This is a genomic window from Neobacillus niacini, from assembly GCF_030817595.1.
GTDB lineage: Bacteria > Bacillota > Bacilli > Bacillales > Cytobacillaceae > Neobacillus > Neobacillus niacini_G.
Genome location: NZ_JAUSZN010000001.1, coordinates 387,417 through 410,745, shown reverse-complemented (window position 1 = coordinate 410,745; position 23,329 = coordinate 387,417). Strand labels below are relative to the sequence as shown.

Genomic DNA, 23,329 nt, shown 5'->3' with positions numbered 1-23,329 from the left:
ATAAATTATTGTATTAAAAGGACATGTATCCTATACCACTTTATTCTTCCAAAATACTATATTAGATAGTTATTTTTAAAGGGAGATGTGTTTATGAAGGTTCTGCTTGCAACGTACTGGGCTGTTCCACATTTAGGAGGAGTCTGGACATATATGGTTCAGCTGAAAAAAAAATTAGAGTCTTTAGGGCATGAAGTGGATTTACTGGGTTACGGTCATGATAATTCCTATGTACACATGGTAAATGAAGAACGAAGGGTTGAAAAAAGTGAGTGGTTCATGCTTAGCGACAACACTGAAAACTTTATTACTTACCATATAAATCCATTGGTGCAGTATACTGAAACTCAACAAAAATTTTATGCGAAAGCCGTTAGCTACTTGGGGTTAGAAAAATACGATATAATCCATACACAAGATGTTATTTCTACAGCGAGTATTAATCGAATCCGCCCCGAACATACTGCATTAGTAGCTACACTTCATGGATGTGTAGCGCATGAGATTAGGCAGCAATTAACTACTATTCATAACTCTCCAACTTCTTACATGGCAAAGGAATATTTTGATGAACTTGAACATATTGGAGCGACTTCCCCTGAGTATACAATCGTAGCGAATAAATGGTTAATGAATGTTTTAGCCAATGAGTTTAATGTCCCAGTTGAACAGCTTAAACTAAGTAACTATGGATACGATACAGAGTCCTTCTTTAAACAAATGAAAGAGCAAAATTCTATTCAAAGACCTAGCGACAAAAAAGTTATCATATATACTGGAAGGCTTGTAGAACTTAAAGGGGTACAGTTTCTTATATCTGCTCTCTCCAAGCTGAAAGAAATTCGCACTGACTGGGTGTGCTGGATTGTTGGAGAAGGCGATAAACAGGCAGAGTTACAAATTCAAAGTCGTATTTTGGGGTTAGAAGAGAACATTATTTTTCTTGGAAAGAGGGATGATGTACCTTATTTATTAAGTCTTTCTGATATTTTTGTTCTTCCCAGTCTAATCGAAAACCAGCCTCTGTCTGTCATAGAAGCACAAATTGCCGAAAGGGCTGTAATAGTTAGTGATACAGGTGGATTACCTGAAATGGTAGAGCATGGGGTAACAGGTATTGTAACCCCTGCTTGTGATTCAGAGATTTTATGTAAAAATTTGATTTTATTACTCAAGAACGAAAAGTATAGGAAAATTTTAGGATCCAATGCGAAGAAATGGGGAATGAAACATTGGATTCCCGAAGAGGCTGTTGAGAAAGTTTTGAATGTATATCAAAGTGCAATCTCCAAAAGAAAAATGACTAAGTAAATATATTAACGAAGGAACGCGAGGAATGACCCAAAAGCAGGATCCAATTGGGAATATGTTATTATAATGACTACAGAATTTTTATTTCTTAGTGATTAATAATTTTTCACCCATTCTGTACTGGAAACAATCCGAATAGATATTATTGTTTAATGACAATGTTTCCCTTTTTTAGTCTTAGTTTTTTCAATGAAATTTAAACATTTGTAAAATAATAGGCGCTCCTTTTGCTGGAATATCATCCGTAAGGAAAGTAATTTTTCCTTCTTCAATTTGGTAACATGTTTTGGGCTGTAAAACTCCATTTATAAACAGATTGAGAAATGATACGTTTCTTGGATCTAATATCTTTTGTTTTCCATAACCCATTAAGGCATCTTTTTCTGTGTAAACCCTTTTGAAACCATCCGATATCGCGTAAAATTCAATAGTATCTACCTGTTTACGACTAACATAATATTCTTGTCTTTCGATCACTGGAAAGTTTAGAAAAGGAGGGGGATATTGTATTGTGGATATACGTTTTCTCAAGTCACTATCCTCCAATCATCCAAAAAAACAATTGTTAAATATTTAATCCATTATATTTGTAACAAAAGGAATAAGTGTGTAAAAAATAGGTATATTTATCAGATTTAAAGGCTGACTCTAAAAAAATGGATTATGAACCACCTTTCGAGTCAGCCTCAGTTTTTATTAAAAATATAAGCTATTGAATTTCTTTATTAAATTGGCATGTTTTTGCTAAACCTTCGATAATTGAATATTTTGGCTGCCACTTCAGTTCCATTTTTGCTAATTGGTTATCAAGACAACTGTGATTGATGTCTCCTAATCGTTCCGCTTTATATTCGGGGACAACATTTTTATTTAAGATAGTATTTATTTTTTCAATAAGTTTATTGATGGATATTCGTTTGTTTGTGCTAATGTTATATGTTCCGCTTTTTTCTGCATTTAGCGCGGATAGATTGGCTGTAACGACATCCTCCACATAGATAAAATCTCTTGTATGTTCTCCATCTCCAAATACAACTGGGATTTCATTATTTATTATTTTATTAATAAAAATGGAGATTACACCACCTTCACCCTTTGGCATTTGCCGGGGACCATACACATTTGCATACCTTAAAATTGTATATTTTACGTTATAAAGTTGTGCATAACAACGGATATAAAGTTCTGGTGTATACTTAGATATACCGTAATTAGATAGAGGATGAATCGGATGTTGTTCACAAACCGGCAAATTTAGAGGTGGACCGTAAACGGCTGCAGAAGATGAATAAATGAGTTTACTATTATACGTTTTGCATAATTCAATAATGTTAATGGTTCCTAAAATATTCATTTGAGCATCAAGACCTGGATTGTGTATGGATGTTTGTACGTCTATTTGTGCCGCTAGATGAAAAACAGCCTTTGGTTTCACTTCTTCAAAAAGTTCTTTCATTTTCTGTAAGTCTAAGATGTCGGATTGATAAAACTTAGCCCTTGGATTAAGAAATTTTCGTTTTCCAGACGATAAATTATCAATAACATACGTATCAAAACCTTCATTAATTAACCTATCGACTAAATTCGAACCAATAAATCCCGCGCCCCCAGTGACGATTACGTTCATTACTTCTCCTTCTTTCATACTTTGCTTTTTCATTCCTCCTAATGGTATGAAAAAAGAACGTATGTGGTTCCACGGTTTTCGATTTAGAGCAGCCAATTGGGCTGCTTTTTTATTTTTAGTTATTTAATTTATTTGATTTCAATATGAATAATAATAAAGTCCTATGCAGTGTTTTTTTATTTAAGTAAGATTTGTATATTCAAAATTTAAGATATATAAACCCTGAAAAGGAATGAATTATAATGAAAAAAAACGAACTCAGAGGAAATTTAATTGAAGTTGTGACTGGTATTAAAGAAGACAAAAAATTAATTAACAAAATAAAAAAGGGTATGAAAGAATACAGAATTTTACCAGGTCAAGTACAAAGTTATTTTAATAACCCTGACTTATTATGGAAGGTAGATATCGAGACAGTCTACCTTTTTATTGAACAAATTTATTCAACTACGGAAAATCCCAAAATAAAACCATCAAACTACTTTACACCTAGAGAAATTAAAGAAATTAAGACAAATTTTGTGGGGTACCTTACGAATAATATAGAGTTCCCCTTTACATTCAAAAATGTACTTAAGGGAACGGAAGATGACTTTATTCTTTATACCAAAGCAAGTGAAATAAAGAACCTTTTTGAAAATGGCTTACTACAGTATAATTCGGAAACTCAACGTGAAATGAGACAATCGAAAGCTAAGGACTCGGACGAAATTATTGAAACTCCTAAAATTATTGAGAAAAGCATAATCGAAATGGAGGAGCTATTAAATAAAGGTGAAATGATTAGCACCATTATTACGTTAAATGCACGTTTAGGAAGTACTGATGATGATTCTGGCGAAGAATTAATATATGCAGAAGATTCCATGACATTAACTGTTACAAGGGGAACATTATTAGATGTGTTAGATGGATTTCACCGCATAAACGCGATTGTCAGAGCGTTAAGAAAAGATCCTGCTTTAGAGGGTATGTTCAAATTAAATATTTTAAACTTGGGAAAATCCATGGCTCAACAATATTTTAAACAATTAAATACAACTAATCCAGTGGGTAAAGGGCAGTTAAAAAAACTGGGTGAATCTAGACAGGCAGATTTTATCGCTAAACAAATACAATACAATAGTGAATTAAGAAATAAAGTGGCGGCTTCTGATATGATTGCCCCTAATTCTAATTTCTTAGTGACATTTAAAACCCTTTCTGATGCTATTGATGAAGTTTTTAAGGTTGAAGATAAACTTGCCGCCATAAACACTTCTAAATATTTAATCAAGTTTTTTAATGAATTAATTTTTGCATTCCCAAATGAATTTCTAGGTGAGATAGCGCTTGTTAGAAAAAATAGTTTAATTAATACGAATGCTATGTTTTATGGATATATTACATTAGCAAAAAGAATGAACGACGAAATCATTTATTTAAACCAATTACCTGAGATTATTGGATGTATTGATTTTTCAAGACAAAATAAAGTATGGAAAGAATACGATATTTTAAATCAATCTCAAAAAATCACGAAGAATACAAAGAAACAAATATATAAATTCTTTAATGATATAGACTTATCCAAATACCAGGAAGGTGGTTAATTTGAAAAAGAAGCTTTATAACGAAAACATAAAAATAGAGTATTTAAATCATATTCCTGAAAACAGAAGAAATGTTTATAAATATGCACTCTGTAGAAGTTATGACACGGAAGATGTAGTGGGGAAAGATTTATTTGATCTTAACACTGAAGAAATTAAAGACGCCTTAATCAATGCAGATCATTCTACATTTAACTCCATTAAATTAACGCTTCATGTTTTTGAGGACTATATAAATTGGGCCATTAAATCTGGAAAAACTCAAAGTAACATTAATCCCCTTCTTACAATAAAAAACGATGAGTTAAAAACTTACTTGTCTAAGAAAAAAATTCTATTCTCGAAGTATGAAATTCAAGACATGCAAAAAGAAATGGTCAACGCCCAAGATAAAGTCATCCTTCAGCTTCTATTTGAAGGCGTAAATGGGCATGGACTATCAGAGATATTAAACTTAACCCTATCGGATGTTGATCATGTCAATCAATTATTGAATTTAAATGATGATAAATATGGAAAAAGAAGTATCAAAGTTTCAGAAAAATGTTTATCTTTTGTTATGGAAGCGCTTAATCAAACTCATTATCAAAATAAGAATGGCACCTCAATGGGTAATAATCCTGAATTACCATTAGTAAAAAATAATTATGTTCTAAGAACAGCCACAACAAGGGTACAGAATTTCCAAAGAGCAGATAAACATTTAATTTATAGGAGAATATCTACCATTGCTGATTTTTTTGGATATAAATATTTAACGGCTAAAAACATTGAAAAGTCAGGAATGATTGCTTTTGCCGTTGATTTATATTTCGAGCGAAAAAAGTTAGATAATGAGGAATTATCCATTATCGGTAATCAGTTTGGCGTTAGAAAGGTCGTAATGAATGGTCATGAAATATTTAACTACTCTTTGCTAAAAGAATTTATTAATACCACTACGATCTTTGATTTATATAACGTTAATATACCTTGATGTTGTATCTAATCTCTATCCTGTTGGATAGGGATAGAATTTAAAAACAAATATAAAATATTTAATATATTTGAACTATTGTATTCCATATAATTGGGGAAGTAATAGGAAAAAGTACATATTGGAAATAACTAACAATTTGTTTATGATTAATGTTGTGAGTTTAGATATTGTGTCTGAGGGGGAAAATATATGCCCGTATTAAGTGGTAAAATTATTTTAGAAGTATCCATTCAAGATAGTAAATTAGAAAATTTATTAAAAGTTACAAAGAAAATGAATAAATATAATATCGAAATTTATGAGATTGATCTCTTAACAAGCTCAGGGAAAGTGTACAATTTAAAGGTAGATGATGTGGATATAGAGTGGTACGTAAAAGAAAATTGAAATTATACACATCTCGTCAATTTACGAAGTATGTTAGATTTTGTCAATAGAATATTTACTTACATATGCCCCCTGTTCCTTAAATTAGAAATAATAATTGACCCTCATCCTTATTTTTCTTTTTCGTATTTGGTAACTTATCCATGGGGTAGCCAAGATTCTACCAGCTAAGAAACCAATAAATCCACTTAAATAACATGCTGATGACATCATACGCCAGATTGAGTAGTTCCCAAGATCAAGACCCTGTTGCTTCTCAAATTCAGCTTATATATAGATATGCATCTTTTAAAACACTTCAAAACAAGGGTTACCTAACAATCGAAGCATTTTTAGGAAATTATTTAATCCTCAGCGGCATTGACCGTCAACTTTCATAAGAATTCAATAAAAACCCAAAAAAGATACTTTTCAAAAAGGTATCTTTTGTTTTGGTTTATTAAAAAATCCTCATAAACGTGGATTATTTATAAAGCATTATTCCTAACCTGCCTTTACCCTTTTTACTTTTTCACATCACTAAAGCGAGATGATTCCAATAATCACTCCGATAATATAAATAAGCATAATTCCTAAAGCATTTTTCGCGCACTGCCCTTTGTGTCTTTTGGTAAACCTATAGATCCCAATTTGTGATATACGGTAATAAGTCGGAATATTTGTGCAGACCTCTAGATTGATTGGTGATATACTAATTAAATATCTAAAATATAATGGTGATAAATGTGGTTTATTTATTGATTTTGATCTTCCTTATAGTTTGTATTATTTTATTCTTCACTTTTAAAAAAATATATATTAAAACTTCAACCATGGCGATCGTTATGGCAATTGGGATTGTTACGCAAGGAGTTCTATTAAACTACTTTGGCATCCAGTTCTTCCAACACATTTTTGGAAAAATTCTATGCATTATTAACCTTTCCCTTTGGTTTGCCTTTATTTTCTCTTTTTTCATAGCCAGTTTGGATGGAAAATTTAAAGACATCCATTATTCCAATGTGATCAACCGCTTTGGGATTGGTACATGGGTTGCTGGCACATCTATAAGTGGCATCTTATTTTATAAACAATTTTTCCACTGGGGATTTATTTCTGAGATTATTGCTTTTATAAATATTGTCCTGTGGATCATTTATATTTGGATAAGTGTAAAAACTTTTATAGAAATTTCTCGAACAAAATCATATCAGAATGTCCACGGCATTCTTCTGCTAACTACCGTAAGCACACAATCGATTGTCCTTTTACTTAACACTGTTTTCAAAGAATTTCCGGATATCTTTAACTTATCTTTACTGATTATCGGATTTTGTTTTTATCTGGTTTGTGTTTTCTTTATTTTATCTAGATACATCACTCATTCTTGGTCGATTGAAATGGATTGGAACAACACGAACTGTATTTTACATGGAGCATTATCTATTTCTGGGATTGCCTGTTTAGTCACGGGCATTATTAGTATGGATATCATAAGATTGATATGGAGAGCTGCCCTTATTATTTTCATTGCTGTTGAGGCTGTTGAACTCTATAGGCTATTTAGACGAATTAAACACTATGGGTTCAGAGAGGCAATCTTAATATATGATGTGACGCAGTGGAGTAGAGTTTTTACTTTTGCAATGTTTTATACTTTTACATCACTTTTCCATACCCATTTATTTATTGGATCCTTCGTGATTGACACCATCTTAAAGGTGGGTGTGTGGGTAGTGATAATTCTTCTAATAATTGAACTAATTCTTAGTTTAAGAGATGCCATAGAAACCTATAAACAATCATTTAGAGAAATCGGTAAAGAAAACGAAGTAAGCACACCATACTTCAAATCTTAACCATTTTTATCCTGAAGTAAAAAAACACTCACAATGTGGTAAATTCAATTTTATCTTTTCAAAACAAAAAGCACTCACAAACGTTGATTTTGACAACTTTTGTGAGTGCTTTTCCATTTCTTAAATTAATATATTTTTTGTTCGGAGACTTCGACAACAGGAAGAAAACCACAGAACCCTTTACTAGTTCTATTCTTCAGCTGACTTATAATTACATTTATAAAAAGTCAAGTCAACAATGTTGTATTACATTCTTGTAATGGTTTCCTTAACAAGTTTGATAAATTTCTCTCTTACCATAGCAGCCACTTCAATAACCTCATCATGACTTAAAGGTTGATCAAGAATCCCGCATGCCATATTGGTTAAACAGGAAATACCAAGTACTTTCATTCCTCCGTGAATCGCTACAATCGCCTCTGGGACCGTTGACATACCAACAGCATCCGCTCCTAATGTTCGAATCATACGGATCTCGGCTGGAGTTTCGTACGCTGGTCCGCTCCACCAAGCATATACGCCCTCTTGTAAGGTAATGTTTTGTTCTTTTGCAACATTTGCAGCAATAGTTCGTAATTCACGATTATATACTTGAGAAACATCAGGGAAACGGGTTCCTAATTCATTATTATTTGGTCCAATCAATGGATTGGTACCGACTAAATTGATATGATCCGTGATTAACATTAAATCTCCAGGGTTGAAGCTTGTATTAATCGCACCGCATGCATTCGTGATAAGTAGATTCTCTACACCTAGCGCCTTCATTACTCGTACGGGAAATGTGACTTCATCTAACGTAAAGCCTTCATAATAATGAAAACGTCCCTTCATCGCCACTACGGTTTTACCCATTAATTCCCCAATGACTAATTCGTTTGCATGGCCAATCGCTTCAGATTTTGCGAAGTGAGGAATCTCGCTATAAGGAATGGTGACAGAATTTGTTATTTCATCTGCAAGTGTCCCTAATCCTGATCCTAAAATCATCCCATTTGTTGGAGTATACTCAGTCTTACTCATGATGAAATCTCTAGCTTCTAGAATATCTTGCATTTTATGCATAAAAAATATCTCCCCTTTTTTTTAACAATTTATAATAAAAGTTTAATAGATTTCAAGGCGATTGTAAATGACTAAAAATCATTTTGAAAAAAAGTATATAAAAATTATATTCTAATAATCTATAAACCTTCATTAATCAAGTTACTTTTTTTCAGAAATAGAAAAAAGTTTGTTATATTGTCTTCTCCTTTATGAATGAATCAGCTAAAATATAATATAACCCTTATTCATTTGGAGGAAGTTTATGTTAGAGCAATTTGCTGGTTCAACATCACCAAAAACAAAGAGCCTAAAACTTTTATATAGCCTGATTCGTAAGTTAGGTCCAGTCAGGATCAATACACTTACTGAAATAACGGGATACAAACATGTGACATGTACACGTTTACTGGACGAGCTTGTTCAGGAAGGACTTATCTACGATAGTGGAATTGGGGAGTCTAGTGGAGGACGTAAACCACTGATGTACGTCATCAAGCCTGACGCTTATTATGTAATTGGCGTAGAAATCACCAACCTATACACCACAGTGCTTCTCCTTGATTTAAAATTAGATATCATAGACGTTGAAAAATTGAGGATGGATTCACAGTGCACCGGAGTGTACACCTTAAATTTTGTATCACGATGTGTCGATGAGCTACTGTCTAAACACAATATTCAAAGAGAGAAATTGCTAGGTATAGGGATTGGAGTTCTTGATCCAATTGACAAAGAAACCGGGGTTATCATAAACCCACATCTGTTTCCTGCAGGAGACTGGGATAACCTTAACATCGTCGATTATTTACAACAAAATATTAATACACATGTATTCATAGATAACGGAACAAATTTGGCTGCATTAGCTGAATACCGTAAAAACTATTGGAAAGAAACAGACAATTTAGTTTTTGTCTCGAGTGATATGGGAATTCGTTGCGGTACTATTTTACAAGGTAGATTGGTTCGTACTAACATGGAGATGGATGATACCCTGGGACATATGGTAGTGGATATACACGGACGGCGTTGCTCCTGCGGCTCGTATGGTTGTCTACAAGCATATAGCAGCTTGCCTGCCATCCGTGACGAAGTGGTCCGTCGGCTTAAGCGTGGTCATAATTCTATCCTTCAAGATATAGTTAAAGATGTAGAAGATATCGATTTTCATCATATTTTACATGCTTTAGAGCAAGAAGACTCTCTTTGCCTTGATGTAGTGAAGGAGGCAGCTTATTATTTTGGCGTCGGTCTTAGTAATCTCATTTTACTATTGCGACCGGAAATTGTTGTCTGTGGAGGAACGTTGGTGCCGAAACCTCTTTTTTACGACGAGGTCTCTGAAACCGCACAAAATCGACTCATGCACTATCCTAAAAGTCATTTTCAGATTATAAAATCAACTGCTGCCTACAACATCGTAGCCCAGGGAGCTGGATGTATGGTACTGGATTATTTCACGGAAGAATTCCAACCATAAAAAGTTGTTGATTGACAATCATTGTGAATCGCTTTAGAATAAACAAAGTAATATTGAACCAAAAAAAATTTGTTAGTGGACTTTTCTAGAGACTTCTCTATTTTCGCCACACAGCTACTATAGCTGTGTGGCTTTTTATGTTTCATAGAATGAAAGGGGTATATAATAATGAAAACTTGGCATTACGCACTACTTGTTTTACTCGGGGGATGCAGTTACGGTGCATTATCAACTTTTGTAAAGTTAGCTTATGCTGCTGGTTTTACCAGCTCGGCCGTGACAGGAAGTCAATTCTTAATGGGTGCACTCTTAATCTGGATTGCAGCTCTCTTTTCAAAAAAGAAAAAACTGACGCTGCCAAAAATAGGCAAATTACTTTTATCGGGAATTCCGCTTGGTTTAACGAGTCTATTTTATTACCAATCACTGCAATCCCTTAACGCATCGCTTGCGATTATCTTTTTATTTCAATTTGTCTGGATTGGCAGCTTATTTGAATTTGTTTTTTATAAAAAGAAACCAACCACGGGTAAGGTCGTTTCCATAGCTATTCTGGTGATTGGCTCCATACTTGCTTCAGGGATTATTGCGGAAGGCAGCGGAGGAATGACATGGCAGGGTACGATTTGGGGAATGCTTTCTGCACTAACCTATACCACTTTTATCTTTCTTAGTAGTAGTGTAGAAAAGGATACTCCAGCTGTGCAAAAAAGTGCTCTATTTACCACTGGAGGGATGATTACTGTTTTCCTTCTAAGTCCACCAACTGAGTTACTACAATTATCAGTCTTAATGGAAATTGCACCGTACGGTTTGTATCTTGGTTTATTAGGCGTAGTCTTGCCGCCGATCCTATTTACCATCGGCATGCCCCATATCGGACCAGGTCTAGGGACCATTTTAACATCCGCTGAACTTCCAATTGCTGTAATTCTATCAGCGTTAGTCTTAACAGAACAGGTAAGTATGTCTCAATGGCTCGGGGTTGTTTTCATACTTGGCGGAATTATAGCGGGAAATCTGAAAATATCTAAACCTATCAAAAAGTCTTCTTATTTGGAAAGGGAATCTACCTTTTAAATATGGTATGTCAGTGTAGGGAGATTCCTTTAAGGGTCTCCCCTCTCCTGTTAGATACATAAATTTTCAAACCAGGAACTCACCAATCTATCATTCACCCCTACTTCCCCTACTACAATACCTCTTAACAAAAAAAGGATGCCTCTCCTTCTTAATGAATAACCCCGTTAGTTAAACTGCACCATCTTTTTTTTACTTTCCTTATGGATGTTAATGAAAAAACCTAGACAAGCTGTTGTAGTTCTGCATAAGGTATAACATATTAAAAGAAAGAAGGTATTAATATGTCAACTTGTCAAAGACTTGCAGATATTATCGGCGGTGAAGTTGTCCAATCGACTCCTGTTTGTGTAGTTATGCGCCTTCGAGATGATATTCGAGCAACTATTTTAGGTCGTCGCACTCTTTCTCCACTAGCACTTCCATTTATGTTATCTTTTGAAAATAATGGTCTTAACCTAGGTGAAACTGTACTCCTTCAAAGAGAAGTTAATCCAATGCTCGATGCATTACGGTGCAGAGGTATTATCGTAACAGCATTTCATAACCATTGGCTATTTGAAGAACCGCGGTTAATGTATATGCATTGGGAGAATGTAGGAATGAGTCCGTCTGAGTTTGCCAGAAATAGTATTGAGGCTGCAAAAGAAGCAGGACTATTCTAAAACGCGGCCATTTGTGATGTTCTTACTAAATATCACAAATGGCTTTATTTCTACTCAATTCCTTCCTCATCTAAATTGCCCCTTACTTGACAAACGGGTCGGTTTAGTTCAGAAAATTAGTTTTCTAGTAATTGTAATCTTAGGCATTGTAATATTGACTCCACCGCCATTCGGAAACTCGACTTCAAAGTCAGATGAAACTCTTTTATCCATTTCGAATCCACCTTGCCTTAGTTTTTAGTGTTATTTATATCCTGCCTTTACATAACAAATACCATCTGCGGCTGCAATAAAAGGTTATGAGTGCTGCCTCATTTTATTCTCCTGTATCCAAGTCCGCCAATATCTCATCCAGAGTTCTTTTTGCCAGAGTAACAAATTGCGGGTTTGTTACTCGATAGTATGGAATGATAAGTACTGCCTGGTGAAGTGCATACCCTCGGGCACGAATCCATGTATCCTTGTCGGCATGGATGGAATTTTGAAAGACTTTCCTTCCTTTGGAGTTGAATATACTCCAAGCAGGTATTAGGTCAAACGCCGGATCTCCAATTCCTACTGAACCAAAGTCGATGACCGCAGTTAAACGACCGGAATGAACCAAAAGATTTGTTCTAAGTAAATCAGCATGTATCCATACTGCTTGACCGTTCCAGACAGAAGCCCTACATGAATCTTCCCATGCCGCTAATACTCGGTCTCTGTCCAGCAAATCATCTGCCTCATCAATACATTCTAATGTTCTTTTATTTAACTCAAGCAAAGGTGAACGTCCAGCCCTGGGCGCATCAGATGGCACATCAATGGAGTGCATTTCGTTTACAAAATCCGCCAAATCTTTTGCAACTTCTCTTTCATCATGAACTAACTCATCAGAATAGTTATTGCCCTCTATCCATTTGTATACTGCCCAGTTCACAGGGTACGAGGCTTTCGGTTGACCTAAAGCAACAGGTTCGGGTATCCTAAGTGTCAAGTGGGGAGCAAGATATGGAATCCATCTGCACTCTTTTTCTATATCTGCCCACTCCTTAACCCTAGGCAGGCGAATATAAAGCTCTCTCCCCAGCCTGTAAACATGATTTACCGTTCCAACAGAATTCACGGGAGTTATCGGTAACATAGAGAATTCAGGGAACTGCTCGTTGATTAAGCCTCTAACAAAATTTAGATTAACGTCCAATTCATTGTCATGCATTCTGCTCATATTTCCACCTTCTATTTATCTTATATTTCTCCAAACTACTCTTCTTTACAAATAACACACATTTATCCATTTAGTAAAATAACAAAGAGCCGTAAGCCTGCGAATTATATTCATGTAAAAAATGAATAATAGATTCGCAATAAATTACAAATGTGTACATCGACTAAACTGCTTCTTTAGTACGATAACTTCCACACAAAAGATAAGGCGTTAATCCTTCTTGAATCAACGCCATGTTAGTTGACAAAAAACTCGTTAAATCCACTTAGCAAACCAAGCTACATAATAAGCCGCAGGGATAAACAAAAGTTGAGCCACAATTGTCCCTAAAAATTTTGAACTAATCATTGTTAGAGAGTAACTTTTTAAGTAAATATAATCAGTTTGTTTTTTCATTACTCTATCAGCTAACACAGAGGCTTTTGGATCTATAAACAATGTCAACAAAATAGTTGCTATACCATTTATTATGCCAGATGACATTAATGCAGCCTGAGCATAATCTTCAGGAACTAACATTGATGCATAAATGGAAGATAGTACTCCAATGGTGAATACGGCAGAAATGATAACATTAATCAAAAAGAGCCGTTTCGGAATAGTTTTTAACGTAATTCCCTTAAGGTATGTAAAACTCGGTGGCCTAAAACATATTAATATTTTTCTAAGGCCATTTTGATTGAATTGATTGGCAAACATTCCAATGATAGAACCACGTTGATAGGAAAGTTGGATAATTGCTCTTGAAAAGATGTTGATGAACGTAGGAAATAGCAGAATGCCCAACAACACACCAATAGAGGTCACTCCAATTAAAATCCTATACTGTTCCTCTATATAATGTAATTTGTTTATATCAGGTGCTTCCGCGATAAGTTTCGCAGTAAGAGGTTGTTGAATCATTGTAGAAAATCTTGAAACTATCACTAGCGTACTAAACAAAGATAATGCAGTTGCAATTAATTTGACCCTTGCCCCTGAAATCCTTGTTGAATAAGCTAATGTTTCAATCATCGTAATGATTAACAAAAATAAAGATATTATAATTACCTTTCCTGTAAATAGCCCCATAAAATTCCCCTTAGTAATAATGATAGCTATATTATAAACTAAAATTAAATTGGTTGGGAATTATTCGGAAGGAGGTATGCATATAAACACACTTACCATCCCTTCTTGAAGTAACCTGCCCGTTTTGTGTTGTTGAGCCCATTAAAGCTAATAATGAGAGATGGTTAAATACAATAAAGATTAATACATATGCACTAACAATAATGAAATCTCTTTTTCTCAAAATATACCTCTATCAAAAAAATCTTAGAATGCCTTCCTCTTGGGAAACTGCCGATTATTTATATTCAAGAAGCAGAAAATAAAAATTAAGGAAATCTTAAGGAAATATATAACAATATCATAATATCTTCCTCTTATTATTAATATAGCAAAAGTGAAAAAGAGGTGGATTTTTATGGAGATTTTATTACAAGGAAATCAGCTTGTTGTTGCTTTTATTTTCTTTACAATCTGTTTCCTACAACCAATCTTGTTACCCTTCCCAGAAGCCGCAACTGTCGGAGCTGGAGGTGCTGTACTCGGCTCTCTTCCTGCAGCAAGTATTAGTTTTGTTGGTACACTTTCAGGAATAATGGTTGCGTATTTCATAGCAAAATTTGGGGGACAAAAGCTTATTAAAAAATGGGTAAAGGAAAATCATATAAAGCAGTATGAACGTTATGTTGCGAGAAACGAGATAAGTATTTTATTAATTTTATTCATTATTCCGATCTTACCTGATGAGATCATTTGTTTTGGAGCAGGAATTAGCGGAGTAAGCTTTAAGAAATTTCTTTTAATAGCTGGTGTTGCAAAACTAATAACCTCATTCTCTTTGGCATATTCAGTAGATTTCGCACAGTCACTTGCTTTAAACAATACTCAGTTAAGTTTTCTAGTAATTGTAATCTTAGGCATTGTAATGTTGACCTCTTTCATAAGTAAAAAAATGTTACTTAAAAGAAATAACTAAAGTTAATCAATATCAGGGAATCTAGCGCAAGTACACTCATCATGAACACTTGTAAAACTGCAAAAAAAGGGTCCATCCAATAATTCGATAGACCCTTTTGCTGTTTATTACTTTTTTCGAATTTTGTTGAGGTGAAGGTTAAACCTCCAAAGAATCAGGGTATAAAAGAGCCAGTTATTTCATTTGTACTCTTATTGCTCAATGAAGCATTTTCGTTTAATTGTTGATTGGCGGATTTGATGTGTTCTGTATCATTAAATTTAACTTTGTTTCGAAATAATTTATCGATCAATACTCCAAACAGTATGATTCCTACTAAAAGGCCCCAAAATAAATAAGCGATGCTTGACATAAAATACCCCCTTCACTAAATTATTCTAAAATTCGAATAATGTTAAATTTATCATACCATAAAAAAGACAATTATTGGTAAGAAGATAAGAATATCCACTCTTTTGCCCCATTATTTTAACCAATATTTGAACAAAGTCCGTTACCCTAATCAACTACAGTCACTCCTACCACACTATCGAAGGTTACCCGTTCAAACTTGCCAGGCTTCAGCTCAATCCTTAGCTGGTAGGTTATAGGGTCAATGTAATGTATCTTCCCTGTTTTGATTTCGGTGAATCCATCACTCCATGTCGTTAACTTCACCGGCAAGTGAAACTCCATCGCATAGCCTATCCGCCGGTCAAATTCCTCCTTTTCATAATCGTCGATAATTGGCTTGGCTTGTCGCAGCTGGTCCTTAAACATCTCTCGAGTCACTGCGAATCCCTCCGGCATAAAGCTGGCCGGTGCCCATTTTATTTTGCCTCTATCGCGTATTGCCATGACGTCATCTCCTTTGTTACTATTACACACGAACAAATGTTCTGTATGTAAAAAAAATAAATGGACCAATGTTGGCCCATTTCATCTAAGTTGAGGAAAAAAGTAATTCTCATACTTCACTTGTTATACTTTCGATTCAATTCTTCTTCAATATAATCTCTAATTTCTTTTGGTAACTCAATAACATCTTGAATTAACACTTCATTATTTTTATTTGGTATTGGTGGTGTTAATTCAACAAGAAATGTTTTACCATTTTCCAGGGATACCAAAGTAAATGTAGAAATTTCTCCGAATGAAGTTACATTTCCATCCTTATTTTCAGCCGTTCTCACAGTTTCATATATTTGTAGCAAACGGTCTCCATTCATTCCATCTAAAAATAGAGTTTTAAATTGTTCGATATTTCCCTCATAAGCATATTGTTGCATTAATGATGTTGTATTTTCAGGACTATAAGGTTTCCACGCTTTATTTTCATCTTTACATCCTGATAACAGTAACGAAAAAAGTAACAATACCAATACCATTATTTTTCTCAATATTCTCCACTCATTTAAAAATAAATTTTATATCAACTAAGCCTTTTATTTCTTATGAACCTTAATAAATACAGTTCCAAAAAGGTTATCTCCCATATAAGCATCTAACTTCCACATTCCATTATTAGGTAGTGACATATTTGATGGCGTATGTCGGTCTGCACCATTATTTGGACCACCCATTTCTACACCTTCTAACACAGTTATTTGTTCACCATCATTTTCGTGTGTGGCAACAATTTTTAGTTGTCCTTCAAACTCTTTATCTTCTCCCCAAAAATGCCACATATATTTTTGGGTTTTATTTGGATAAAATCTAAGAACCTCACTATCATCATAAATAAAACCTAAACGTCCTTTTTCACCAATTAAAGTATAATTACCAGCTTTAAACAAAGAACTTTCATTCCAATTTTGTGCTCGATTTTTCTCTTCCTGATGGGTATCTTTTGTTTCGTCTTTTTTATTGGTAACATTCGTACAGCCAACAGTTGTTAATGAAAAAATCATTAACAAAATAAGAATGAATGTGTTTTTAAACATTTGAGCATCCCCCCTTAAATAATAGACGATATTAGAGTTTCAGAGTTTCATAACATTCAAATTTATCAGAAAACAGAATATCAATTTCTGATTTTTCTGATACAACTAAACTGAACCATTTAGCAAAAAAAAGCCCCCTTATAGGAAGCTTAAACTTGAAGGTCCGTAAAATAAACTTTTATTAATTCTCGCCAGCAGATCTTCTTTTATGTTTTTCATTTATGATTTTCTTGTTAAGAATCCGTACTTTACCAACCATTAGCAACCTCATATCTTCTACAATATACCTGGCCAACTCTTCGTCAGAAATGTCATCTCCATCAATATCAAGACGGAATTCCTGCCCTTGAATTCCACCGCCATTCGTAAACTCGACTTCAAAGTCGAATAGAACTCTTTTATCCATTTCCGAATCCACCTTAAACTTAGTTTTAGAGTGTTATTTATATTCTGGTACTAAAAAACAAATACCTTGTTTTCAAAAGTAAATGAAACATAAAGTTTGTTAAAAAAGATATGGAATAAGCTCACAGTTCTCTTACATCCATGTAAGGTTTTGTTTGTTCTTTTTTAACAGGATATGGGATAATGGCACAGGGAAAGGAGTGTGCCACGTGCAAAAGATTTTGATTATTGAGGATGACCCTAAAATTGCGGAACATCTGCAACAATACATAAATAAATATGGGTTTGAGTCGTTCATCGTGGATGATTTCGATCGAGTGATAGAGGATTTTCAGAAGCGTAAACCAGACCTGGTTTTATTAGATATTAATTTGCCTAGCTATGATGGCTATTATTGGTGTCGTCAAATACGCAAGCAATCGATTTGTCCTGTTATTTTCATCTCAGCAAGGGTTGGTGAAATGGATCAAGTCATGGCGTTAGAAAATGGTGGCGACGATTTTATTACAAAACCGTTTCATCCGGAAATCGTCATGGCGAAAATTCGCAGCCAGCTTCGTCGAGCATATGGGGAATATGCTGCGCAAGCTCAGGAGCGTGTCTTGGAATTAGAAGGGCTAAAGCTTTTTCCTGAGAGGCTAGAGTTAAGTTACAAAGAAGAAACCGTTCCCCTTTCCAAAAAAGAAGCTGAACTTATCGAGAGCTTAATGGATCGATATCCCCGTGTAGCTGGACGTGAGGATTTACTTGAAAAACTATGGGATGACCAAGTGTATGTCGATGAAAACACATTGAATGTAAACATTACTCGAGTCCGTAAAAAAATGGAGAGCGTTGGTCTTAAAGGAGCCGTCGAAACCGTAAGAGGTGCTGGATATCGCTTAACGATTTCCTGGTTAAAGGATGATGATCAATGAAGCTATTTTTAAAAGAGCATGCCCTCCTCATTGTTGTCCAAATCATTCAATTTTTTGTTATTCTCGCGATTTATTATCTAGATGGCTATCACAATTTATTACCTGCACTTTATGCGGTGTTCCTCGGTCTCTTTTTTCTTGGCGGATATTTACTCTATCATTATTATAGCCGTCGACTTTTTTACAAGCGACTTACAAGCGAACTGGAGTCCTTGAATCAATCTTTGCAAAAAACAGAACAAGCACCGATTTCTGAAGCATTGGATCGATTATTAAAAAATCAATATAAGCATTATCAGGAGCAAATCAAAAGATTGGAATCGAGGCAAGCGGAGCATTTAAAGTTTATGGATCAATGGGTTCATCAAATGAAAACACCGTTGTCTGTCATCGAGCTCATTGCTCAAAACCTCGATGAACCAGATTCCTCCAATATCCGTGAGGAAACAGACCGGATGAAGACAGGTTTGAATACGATCCTTTATATGGCTAGATTAAGGACCATTGAACAGGATTTTCATATTAAACCTGTTGAACTAGCAAAGCTGGTTAGTGAAGTGAATCATGAAAATAAACGTTTCTATATTCGAAATCAGGTTTATCCTCAGTTCACTCAGGACAAAGACGGTATGCTAGTCGAAACAGATGAAAAATGGCTGTTCTTCATGCTTTCCCAATTGATACACAATGCCGTTAAATATTCCAAGGGTAAAAGTAAGTCCATCTCTATATCCATTTACGATAGAGGCGGGGAAGCAGTCTTAGAGGTAAAGGATAATGGCGTAGGAATACCTGAGAGTGACAAGCAGCGTGTATTTGAACCGTTTTATACAGGAGAAAATGGCCGGAAATTTAGAGAATCAACAGGAATGGGACTGTATTTAACAAGTGAGGCAGCAAAGCAGCTTGGCCATCGAATCGAGATTGATTCAAAAGCTGGTGAAGGCACAACCGTTAGAATCATTTTTAGTGTGACCCAAAACATTACAACTCTGTAAGGAAAGTGAAAGAAAAATCAATTTTTACAAAAATGAACAAAGGATATAATGGTCACAAGTTAAAGGAAATGGAAAGGAAAGGTGAACTTGTGATGTTGAACGTAATACAAGTTAGTAAAATTTACGAAGGAAAAATTGCGTATCCTGCTTTAACAGATATCGATTTAACGATAAATGAAGGTGAATTTGTTGGGATTATGGGGCCATCTGGGAGTGGTAAAACCACGCTATTAAATATGATTGCCACGATTGATGAGCCAACGACAGGTGAAATTCTAATTAATGGGCATAATCCTCACAAATTAAAAAAGGAAGAATTAGCAAAATTTAGACGTCGTGAGCTAGGCTTCGTTTTTCAGGATTTTAATCTGCTTCATACCTTAACGGTTGAAGAAAATATCGTCCTTCCGTTAACTCTAGATGGGAAAAAAGTGAAGGAAATGAAGCAGAAAGCGAATGATATCGCTGAAAAGCTAGGAATTAGTTCCATAATGAAAAAGCGCACCTACGAGATTTCTGGAGGACAGGCACAAAGAGCCGCTGTGGCAAGAGCGATGATTCATGGACCTAAGCTTTTATTAGCGGATGAACCGACAGGAAATCTTGATTCAAAGTCATCAAGAGATGTGATGGAATTGCTTGAGGCCATTAATAAAAAAGAACGGACAACAATGATGCTTGTGACGCATGACGCACAGGCTGCGAGCTATTGTAACAGGGTCGTATTTATTCGGGATGGTAAGTTCTATTCCGAAATCCATCGTGGTGATAACCGCCAAGCCTTTTTCCAAAAGATTATTGATACACTTTCTCTAATGGGAGGGGACGCACATGACCTTTCGACAATTCGCGTTTAATAATGTCATTCGTAATAAAAGGTTATATGCGGCCTATTTCCTTAGCAGTTTATTTACCGTGATGGTATTTTTTACATTTTCCATATTTGCAAATCATCCAGCGTTAAGTGGAAATGAGATGAATGCAAATGTAACAAAAGGGATGAACATCTCTGCCGGAATCATTTACGTCTTTTCCTTTTTCTTCATTCTTTATTCGATGAGCTCGTTTTTGCAATCGCGTAAAAGAGAATTTGGCTTGTTAATGATCCAAGGGATGTCAATGAAACAAATCCGAATGATGGTGTTTTTAGAAAATATGGTGATTGGATTCTTTGCGACACTTGGCGGAATTTTCCTTGGGGTTGTGTTTGCGAAGGGTATCCTTTTGATTGCTGAGAACGTGCTCATTATTGAAAGTGCATTACCCTTTTATTTTCCAACACAGGCGATCATTTTAACCTTTGCGTCATTTATTGTCTTGTTTTTCTTAATCTCTTTATTTGTTACCTATGTTCTTCGCAGTAAAAAGCTGATTGAGCTTATTAAAGGAAATAAAATTTCCAAGGGCGAACCAAAGGCGAGTCTATTTTTAACACTTGCCGCACTCATACTGCTAGTAATTGGCTATACAACCGCCCTACTTGCTAAGGGTACGGTTGTTGTAGTTGTCATGCTTCCCGTGATAGTAGTTGTCATGGTCGGAACCTATTTATTATTTACCCAATTAAGTGTATACATCATTCGAAGGTTACGAAAAAAGGAATCTATTTTTTGGTTTAAAACAAATATGCTTCTATTTTCCGATTTGGCCTTTCGGATGAAGGACAATGCTCGGACATTTTTTATGGTCGCCATGGTTTCAACGGTAGCTTTTAGTGCTATTGGCAGTTTATTTGGATTCCAATCATTCCTTACATCAGGCATTAAACATGTGAATGCTACTACCTTTTCTTATCAATCCAATGAAAAGGAAAGTGTAAAGAAAGATGTTGAGTTTATTAACCAAACATTTAAAGAAGAAAAGATTGTGGCAGACACTGAGCATATGGACATGAACTACTACGATCATGCAAATGATACGATATTAATCACAAAGAGTTCTGATTTTAATCGTTTTGCCTCATTAATTAATGAAAAGCAAGTAAAGGTCCCAGATGGTCAAGTAATCGTTGTAAAGTATGAAGGTCCTAATATGGGACAGATTAGAAAGCCGATAGATGAAACGATTAAATTAGAATCAGGCTTTACCTTAAAACCCGGTAAAGATGGATTCATTTCCTCAAGAGCTTTACCGGCAAGTGATACTTATTATATTGTGTCAGATCGTGACTTCGAAAAACTTCCTACTCCAGTAGAAGTGCAAAGCTTTTATGCTTGGCAAGTGACAGACGGTGAGGCCGGGATTATGACTGCATCTGAAAAGCTATATCAACATTTAGAACGTTATAAAATCTTTTCCGTTGAGTACGAAATTTATGAAATCATGAAATTTTACGGGCCAATTTTATTTGTGGGATTATTTATCGGAATTGTCTTTTTTGTCTCAGCCGGAAGTTTCCTTTATTTCCGATTATATATGGATTTAGATGAAGATAAGCAAAAATTCTCATCGATTTCAAAAATGGGTCTAACAGAGAAAGAGTTAAAAAAGGTATTAAACAGACAAACTGCCATTCTCTTTTTCGCACCCATCCTTGTGGCACTTGTTCATGGTGCAGTTGCGTTAACGGCCTTATCCAATCTATTTTCGTTTAATCTCTTTAAGGAATCAATAACGGTGTTAGGTGTATTCTTAATGATACAAATCATTTACTTTTTCATCGTGCGACATTTCTATACAAAGCAGATAAAAACTGTTCTCTAAGATCTACTGAGTGCAGGTTTCATAGGATCATAAATCCTATAAAACCTGCACTCATTTTTTTTGTCCATTAGAAGTATTATTTAAAGCCTTACTTCTACCTCAGTTCCATCCTTCAATTTCGTATCAACAAGGATCACCCCACTGTACTTGGATAATCCCTGCAGCAACGGCTTCAAATCTTTTCTTTCAATTTCTGGGAAGATGAATTTGCTGCCATCCTTTTCAATTGCTTTATTTATTAAGCGAGTAATCCTTTTTGATGTAATAATCAAACTAACCATATTTAAAACACCATAGGGAACAGGAATGGAGAATCGTATATCCTTTGCCTTCACCTTGACCTTTAACATAATCTACTCAATCACCACAAAAACTTTATCCCCATTGGCCGAAGTGATGTTAACAATCTCTCCGTCCAATTCGTTTTCAATGGCTTCGATGAGCAGGTCAACGTTAATATCTTTTACATATTTTTCAGCCTCAGGTATTTTTTCAGCAATATTGGTACCCACTTTTAGAACGGCCTTTACCAGATTAATAGGTAAATTTACATTTACATTATCACCTTCTTGGGAGGTCACACGAATCTTTAGCATTTTAGTTCCATATGGGGCTTCTTTTTTACTTATCACTAGCTCTGGTTGATCTTTACCTTGTAAGATCGTAATTAATTCACTTGCCTTTTCTTTATCAATCTTACCTTCCTCCACTAGCGTTAAGACTCTAGAAATTTCATCCTTCATTATTCTTCCCCCTCTTTTAATAATTGAATGGCTTTCTCTGCGGTAATTTCACCTTTTTCCAATAACGTGACAATTTTTTTCTTATCCACTTCCGGTTTCTTTTGAGTGGAATATCCCAGAGCAGAGATAATTTCATCTAATTTCCCTCTGACAGTCGGATAGGAAATGCCGAGCTCCTTCTCGACCTCTTTGATATTTCCACGGCATTTAAGAAAAATTTCAATAAAATGCAGCTGTTCCTGACCGAGAGCCGCCAGTCTTGAAACTTCAAATTCATTTTCTACCGTTGTCTGACAATGGTTACACTGCAGTTTAGTAATTTTAAGCGTCTTGCTGCAAACAGGACAACTAGTGAGTAAAGGATACGCCATACCGTTCTCCTTTCTTTGATTTAATCATATC

The 23,329-nt window shown here is 35.0% G+C and carries 26 protein-coding genes; 13 read left to right on the top strand and 13 right to left on the bottom strand.

Translation table 11 applies throughout. The features are described from left to right. Positions 1 to 93: 93 nt before the first annotated feature. On the top strand, positions 94 to 1,311 hold the full coding sequence (locus QFZ31_RS02055; protein ID WP_307300511.1) for a glycosyltransferase family 4 protein: 1,218 nt from the start codon (positions 94 to 96) through the stop codon (positions 1,309 to 1,311). A gap of 186 nt (positions 1,312 to 1,497) precedes the next feature. Here the strand turns inward: QFZ31_RS02055 and QFZ31_RS02050 are convergent, their stop codons facing one another. Both QFZ31_RS02050 and QFZ31_RS02045 read right to left on the bottom strand, forming a co-directional pair. Continuing rightward, on the bottom strand, positions 1,498 to 1,842 hold the full coding sequence (locus QFZ31_RS02050; protein ID WP_307300509.1) for a DUF4183 domain-containing protein: 345 nt from the start codon (positions 1,840 to 1,842) through the stop codon (positions 1,498 to 1,500). 178 nt (positions 1,843 to 2,020) lie between these two features. Then, positions 2,021 to 2,971: an NAD-dependent epimerase/dehydratase family protein gene (locus QFZ31_RS02045; RefSeq protein ID WP_307300508.1), complete on the bottom strand. Its 951-nt coding sequence runs from the start codon at positions 2,969 to 2,971 to the stop codon at positions 2,021 to 2,023. A 209-nt stretch (positions 2,972 to 3,180) separates the two neighbouring features. Here QFZ31_RS02045 and QFZ31_RS02040 point away from each other — a divergent pair, with 209 nt between their 5' ends. The 4 genes from QFZ31_RS02040 to QFZ31_RS02025 all read left to right on the top strand — a co-directional run bounded on the left by QFZ31_RS02040 (position 3,181) and on the right by QFZ31_RS02025 (position 7,734). Continuing rightward, the gene (locus QFZ31_RS02040) at positions 3,181 to 4,530 is read left to right on the top strand and encodes a DNA sulfur modification protein DndB (protein WP_307300505.1); all 1,350 of its coding nucleotides are present in this window, start codon (positions 3,181 to 3,183) and stop codon (positions 4,528 to 4,530) included. A 1-nt stretch (position 4,531) separates the two neighbouring features. Beyond that, positions 4,532 to 5,506 (top strand): hypothetical protein, encoded by a 975-nt coding sequence (locus tag QFZ31_RS02035; protein ID WP_307300503.1) that lies wholly within the window; start codon positions 4,532 to 4,534, stop codon positions 5,504 to 5,506. Positions 5,507 to 5,698: 192 nt separating this feature from the next. Then, positions 5,699 to 5,896, top strand: coding sequence for a hypothetical protein (locus tag QFZ31_RS02030; RefSeq protein WP_307300502.1), 198 nt, complete (start codon positions 5,699 to 5,701; stop codon positions 5,894 to 5,896). 824 nt (positions 5,897 to 6,720) lie between these two features. Continuing rightward, on the top strand, positions 6,721 to 7,734 hold the full coding sequence (locus tag QFZ31_RS02025; RefSeq protein ID WP_373459813.1) for a hypothetical protein: 1,014 nt from the start codon (positions 6,721 to 6,723) through the stop codon (positions 7,732 to 7,734). Positions 7,735 to 7,980: 246 nt separating this feature from the next. Here the strand turns inward: QFZ31_RS02025 and QFZ31_RS02020 are convergent, their stop codons facing one another. After that, positions 7,981 to 8,799, bottom strand: coding sequence for a purine-nucleoside phosphorylase (locus tag QFZ31_RS02020; protein ID WP_307300500.1), 819 nt, complete (start codon positions 8,797 to 8,799; stop codon positions 7,981 to 7,983). A gap of 244 nt (positions 8,800 to 9,043) precedes the next feature. On the opposite strand from QFZ31_RS02020, the gene QFZ31_RS02015 reads away from it, so the two are divergent. From QFZ31_RS02015 to QFZ31_RS02005, 3 genes are all read left to right on the top strand, one after another. Then, entirely contained in the window at positions 9,044 to 10,261 is a 1,218-nt protein-coding gene (locus QFZ31_RS02015) for an ROK family protein (RefSeq protein ID WP_307300498.1), read from the top strand. A 168-nt stretch (positions 10,262 to 10,429) separates the two neighbouring features. Beyond that, positions 10,430 to 11,341: an EamA family transporter gene (locus QFZ31_RS02010; protein WP_307300496.1), complete on the top strand. Its 912-nt coding sequence runs from the start codon at positions 10,430 to 10,432 to the stop codon at positions 11,339 to 11,341. A gap of 284 nt (positions 11,342 to 11,625) precedes the next feature. Beyond that, the gene (locus QFZ31_RS02005; RefSeq protein WP_307300494.1) at positions 11,626 to 12,006 is read left to right on the top strand and encodes a DUF1259 domain-containing protein; all 381 of its coding nucleotides are present in this window, start codon (positions 11,626 to 11,628) and stop codon (positions 12,004 to 12,006) included. A 316-nt stretch (positions 12,007 to 12,322) separates the two neighbouring features. On the opposite strand, the gene QFZ31_RS02000 is transcribed toward QFZ31_RS02005, so the two are convergent. Together QFZ31_RS02000 and QFZ31_RS01995 are read right to left on the bottom strand one after the other, a co-directional pair. Next, positions 12,323 to 13,213 carry an aminoglycoside phosphotransferase family protein gene (locus QFZ31_RS02000; protein WP_307300490.1) on the bottom strand — a complete coding sequence of 297 codons (891 nt, stop codon included), beginning with the start codon at positions 13,211 to 13,213 and terminating at the stop codon, positions 12,323 to 12,325. Between the two features lie 255 nt (positions 13,214 to 13,468). After that, on the bottom strand, positions 13,469 to 14,284 hold the full coding sequence (locus QFZ31_RS01995; RefSeq protein WP_307300487.1) for a lipid II flippase Amj family protein: 816 nt from the start codon (positions 14,282 to 14,284) through the stop codon (positions 13,469 to 13,471). A 397-nt stretch (positions 14,285 to 14,681) separates the two neighbouring features. Between QFZ31_RS01995 and QFZ31_RS01990 the strand changes: the two genes are divergently transcribed. After that, complete coding sequence (locus QFZ31_RS01990; RefSeq protein ID WP_307300486.1) at positions 14,682 to 15,239, top strand: TVP38/TMEM64 family protein; 558 nt, start codon at positions 14,682 to 14,684, stop codon at positions 15,237 to 15,239. A 154-nt stretch (positions 15,240 to 15,393) separates the two neighbouring features. Here the strand turns inward: QFZ31_RS01990 and QFZ31_RS01985 are convergent, their stop codons facing one another. The 5 genes from QFZ31_RS01985 to QFZ31_RS01965 all read right to left on the bottom strand — a co-directional run bounded on the left by QFZ31_RS01985 (position 15,394) and on the right by QFZ31_RS01965 (position 17,567). Continuing rightward, positions 15,394 to 15,591, bottom strand: a complete 198-nt coding sequence (locus QFZ31_RS01985; RefSeq protein ID WP_307300485.1) for a hypothetical protein — start codon at positions 15,589 to 15,591, stop codon at positions 15,394 to 15,396. A 146-nt stretch (positions 15,592 to 15,737) separates the two neighbouring features. Further along, a complete protein-coding gene (locus QFZ31_RS01980; protein WP_307300483.1) occupies positions 15,738 to 16,076 on the bottom strand; it encodes a YolD-like family protein in 339 nt (112 codons plus the stop codon). 116 nt (positions 16,077 to 16,192) lie between these two features. After that, the gene (locus QFZ31_RS01975) at positions 16,193 to 16,618 is read right to left on the bottom strand and encodes a hypothetical protein (RefSeq protein WP_307300480.1); all 426 of its coding nucleotides are present in this window, start codon (positions 16,616 to 16,618) and stop codon (positions 16,193 to 16,195) included. A 45-nt stretch (positions 16,619 to 16,663) separates the two neighbouring features. Further along, on the bottom strand, positions 16,664 to 17,161 hold the full coding sequence (locus QFZ31_RS01970; protein ID WP_307300479.1) for a hypothetical protein: 498 nt from the start codon (positions 17,159 to 17,161) through the stop codon (positions 16,664 to 16,666). A 181-nt stretch (positions 17,162 to 17,342) separates the two neighbouring features. Further along, a complete protein-coding gene (locus QFZ31_RS01965) occupies positions 17,343 to 17,567 on the bottom strand; it encodes a cyclase (RefSeq protein ID WP_307300477.1) in 225 nt (74 codons plus the stop codon). Between the two features lie 208 nt (positions 17,568 to 17,775). On the opposite strand from QFZ31_RS01965, the gene QFZ31_RS01960 reads away from it, so the two are divergent. The 4 genes from QFZ31_RS01960 to QFZ31_RS01945 all read left to right on the top strand — a co-directional run bounded on the left by QFZ31_RS01960 (position 17,776) and on the right by QFZ31_RS01945 (position 22,184). Next, complete coding sequence (locus QFZ31_RS01960) at positions 17,776 to 18,483, top strand: response regulator transcription factor (protein WP_307300475.1); 708 nt, start codon at positions 17,776 to 17,778, stop codon at positions 18,481 to 18,483. After that, a complete protein-coding gene (locus tag QFZ31_RS01955; RefSeq protein WP_307300474.1) occupies positions 18,480 to 19,481 on the top strand; it encodes a sensor histidine kinase in 1,002 nt (333 codons plus the stop codon). The genes QFZ31_RS01960 and QFZ31_RS01955 overlap by 4 nt, the downstream gene beginning before the upstream one ends. A gap of 92 nt (positions 19,482 to 19,573) precedes the next feature. Continuing rightward, positions 19,574 to 20,338, top strand: a complete 765-nt coding sequence (locus QFZ31_RS01950) for an ABC transporter ATP-binding protein (protein WP_307300472.1) — start codon at positions 19,574 to 19,576, stop codon at positions 20,336 to 20,338. Beyond that, positions 20,313 to 22,184 (top strand): ABC transporter permease, encoded by a 1,872-nt coding sequence (locus QFZ31_RS01945; protein WP_307300469.1) that lies wholly within the window; start codon positions 20,313 to 20,315, stop codon positions 22,182 to 22,184. The genes QFZ31_RS01950 and QFZ31_RS01945 overlap by 26 nt, the downstream gene beginning before the upstream one ends. Before the next feature lie 80 nt (positions 22,185 to 22,264). Here the strand turns inward: QFZ31_RS01945 and QFZ31_RS01940 are convergent, their stop codons facing one another. Genes QFZ31_RS01940 through QFZ31_RS01930 form a run of 3 tightly spaced genes read right to left on the bottom strand, consistent with a single transcriptional unit; the run spans position 22,265 to position 23,298 of the window. Beyond that, the gene (locus tag QFZ31_RS01940; protein WP_307300467.1) at positions 22,265 to 22,534 is read right to left on the bottom strand and encodes a hypothetical protein; all 270 of its coding nucleotides are present in this window, start codon (positions 22,532 to 22,534) and stop codon (positions 22,265 to 22,267) included. 3 nt (positions 22,535 to 22,537) lie between these two features. Next, positions 22,538 to 22,927: an SHOCT-like domain-containing protein gene (locus tag QFZ31_RS01935; protein WP_179595865.1), complete on the bottom strand. Its 390-nt coding sequence runs from the start codon at positions 22,925 to 22,927 to the stop codon at positions 22,538 to 22,540. Continuing rightward, positions 22,927 to 23,298: a DUF2089 domain-containing protein gene (locus QFZ31_RS01930; RefSeq protein WP_307300465.1), complete on the bottom strand. Its 372-nt coding sequence runs from the start codon at positions 23,296 to 23,298 to the stop codon at positions 22,927 to 22,929. Before QFZ31_RS01930 ends, QFZ31_RS01935 begins: the two co-directional genes overlap by 1 nt. Positions 23,299 to 23,329 lie beyond the last annotated feature (31 nt).

Excerpts from the sequence above, each read along its gene's own strand:
- QFZ31_RS02055 (WP_307300511.1), top strand. The coding sequence starts at position 94 with ATGAAGGTTCTGCTTGCAACGTACTGGGCTGTTCCACATTTAGGAGGA.
- QFZ31_RS02045 (WP_307300508.1), bottom strand. The coding sequence starts at position 2,971 with ATGAAAAAGCAAAGTATGAAAGAAGGAGAAGTAATGAACGTAATCGTC.
- QFZ31_RS02040 (WP_307300505.1), top strand. The coding sequence starts at position 3,181 with ATGAAAAAAAACGAACTCAGAGGAAATTTAATTGAAGTTGTGACTGGT.
- QFZ31_RS02030 (WP_307300502.1), top strand. The coding sequence starts at position 5,699 with ATGCCCGTATTAAGTGGTAAAATTATTTTAGAAGTATCCATTCAAGAT.
- QFZ31_RS02025 (WP_373459813.1), top strand. The coding sequence starts at position 6,721 with ATGGCAATTGGGATTGTTACGCAAGGAGTTCTATTAAACTACTTTGGC.
- QFZ31_RS02020 (WP_307300500.1), bottom strand. The coding sequence starts at position 8,799 with ATGCATAAAATGCAAGATATTCTAGAAGCTAGAGATTTCATCATGAGT.
- QFZ31_RS02015 (WP_307300498.1), top strand. The coding sequence starts at position 9,044 with ATGTTAGAGCAATTTGCTGGTTCAACATCACCAAAAACAAAGAGCCTA.
- QFZ31_RS02010 (WP_307300496.1), top strand. The coding sequence starts at position 10,430 with ATGAAAACTTGGCATTACGCACTACTTGTTTTACTCGGGGGATGCAGT.
- QFZ31_RS02005 (WP_307300494.1), top strand. The coding sequence starts at position 11,626 with ATGTCAACTTGTCAAAGACTTGCAGATATTATCGGCGGTGAAGTTGTC.
- QFZ31_RS02000 (WP_307300490.1), bottom strand. The coding sequence starts at position 13,213 with ATGAGCAGAATGCATGACAATGAATTGGACGTTAATCTAAATTTTGTT.
- QFZ31_RS01995 (WP_307300487.1), bottom strand. The coding sequence starts at position 14,284 with ATGGGGCTATTTACAGGAAAGGTAATTATAATATCTTTATTTTTGTTA.
- QFZ31_RS01990 (WP_307300486.1), top strand. The coding sequence starts at position 14,682 with ATGGAGATTTTATTACAAGGAAATCAGCTTGTTGTTGCTTTTATTTTC.
- QFZ31_RS01985 (WP_307300485.1), bottom strand. The coding sequence starts at position 15,591 with ATGTCAAGCATCGCTTATTTATTTTGGGGCCTTTTAGTAGGAATCATA.
- QFZ31_RS01980 (WP_307300483.1), bottom strand. The coding sequence starts at position 16,076 with ATGGCAATACGCGATAGAGGCAAAATAAAATGGGCACCGGCCAGCTTT.
- QFZ31_RS01970 (WP_307300479.1), bottom strand. The coding sequence starts at position 17,161 with ATGTTTAAAAACACATTCATTCTTATTTTGTTAATGATTTTTTCATTA.
- QFZ31_RS01965 (WP_307300477.1), bottom strand. The coding sequence starts at position 17,567 with ATGGATAAAAGAGTTCTATTCGACTTTGAAGTCGAGTTTACGAATGGC.
- QFZ31_RS01955 (WP_307300474.1), top strand. The coding sequence starts at position 18,480 with ATGAAGCTATTTTTAAAAGAGCATGCCCTCCTCATTGTTGTCCAAATC.
- QFZ31_RS01950 (WP_307300472.1), top strand. The coding sequence starts at position 19,574 with ATGTTGAACGTAATACAAGTTAGTAAAATTTACGAAGGAAAAATTGCG.
- QFZ31_RS01945 (WP_307300469.1), top strand. The coding sequence starts at position 20,313 with ATGACCTTTCGACAATTCGCGTTTAATAATGTCATTCGTAATAAAAGG.
- QFZ31_RS01940 (WP_307300467.1), bottom strand. The coding sequence starts at position 22,534 with ATGTTAAAGGTCAAGGTGAAGGCAAAGGATATACGATTCTCCATTCCT.
- QFZ31_RS01935 (WP_179595865.1), bottom strand. The coding sequence starts at position 22,927 with ATGAAGGATGAAATTTCTAGAGTCTTAACGCTAGTGGAGGAAGGTAAG.
- QFZ31_RS01930 (WP_307300465.1), bottom strand. The coding sequence starts at position 23,298 with ATGGCGTATCCTTTACTCACTAGTTGTCCTGTTTGCAGCAAGACGCTT.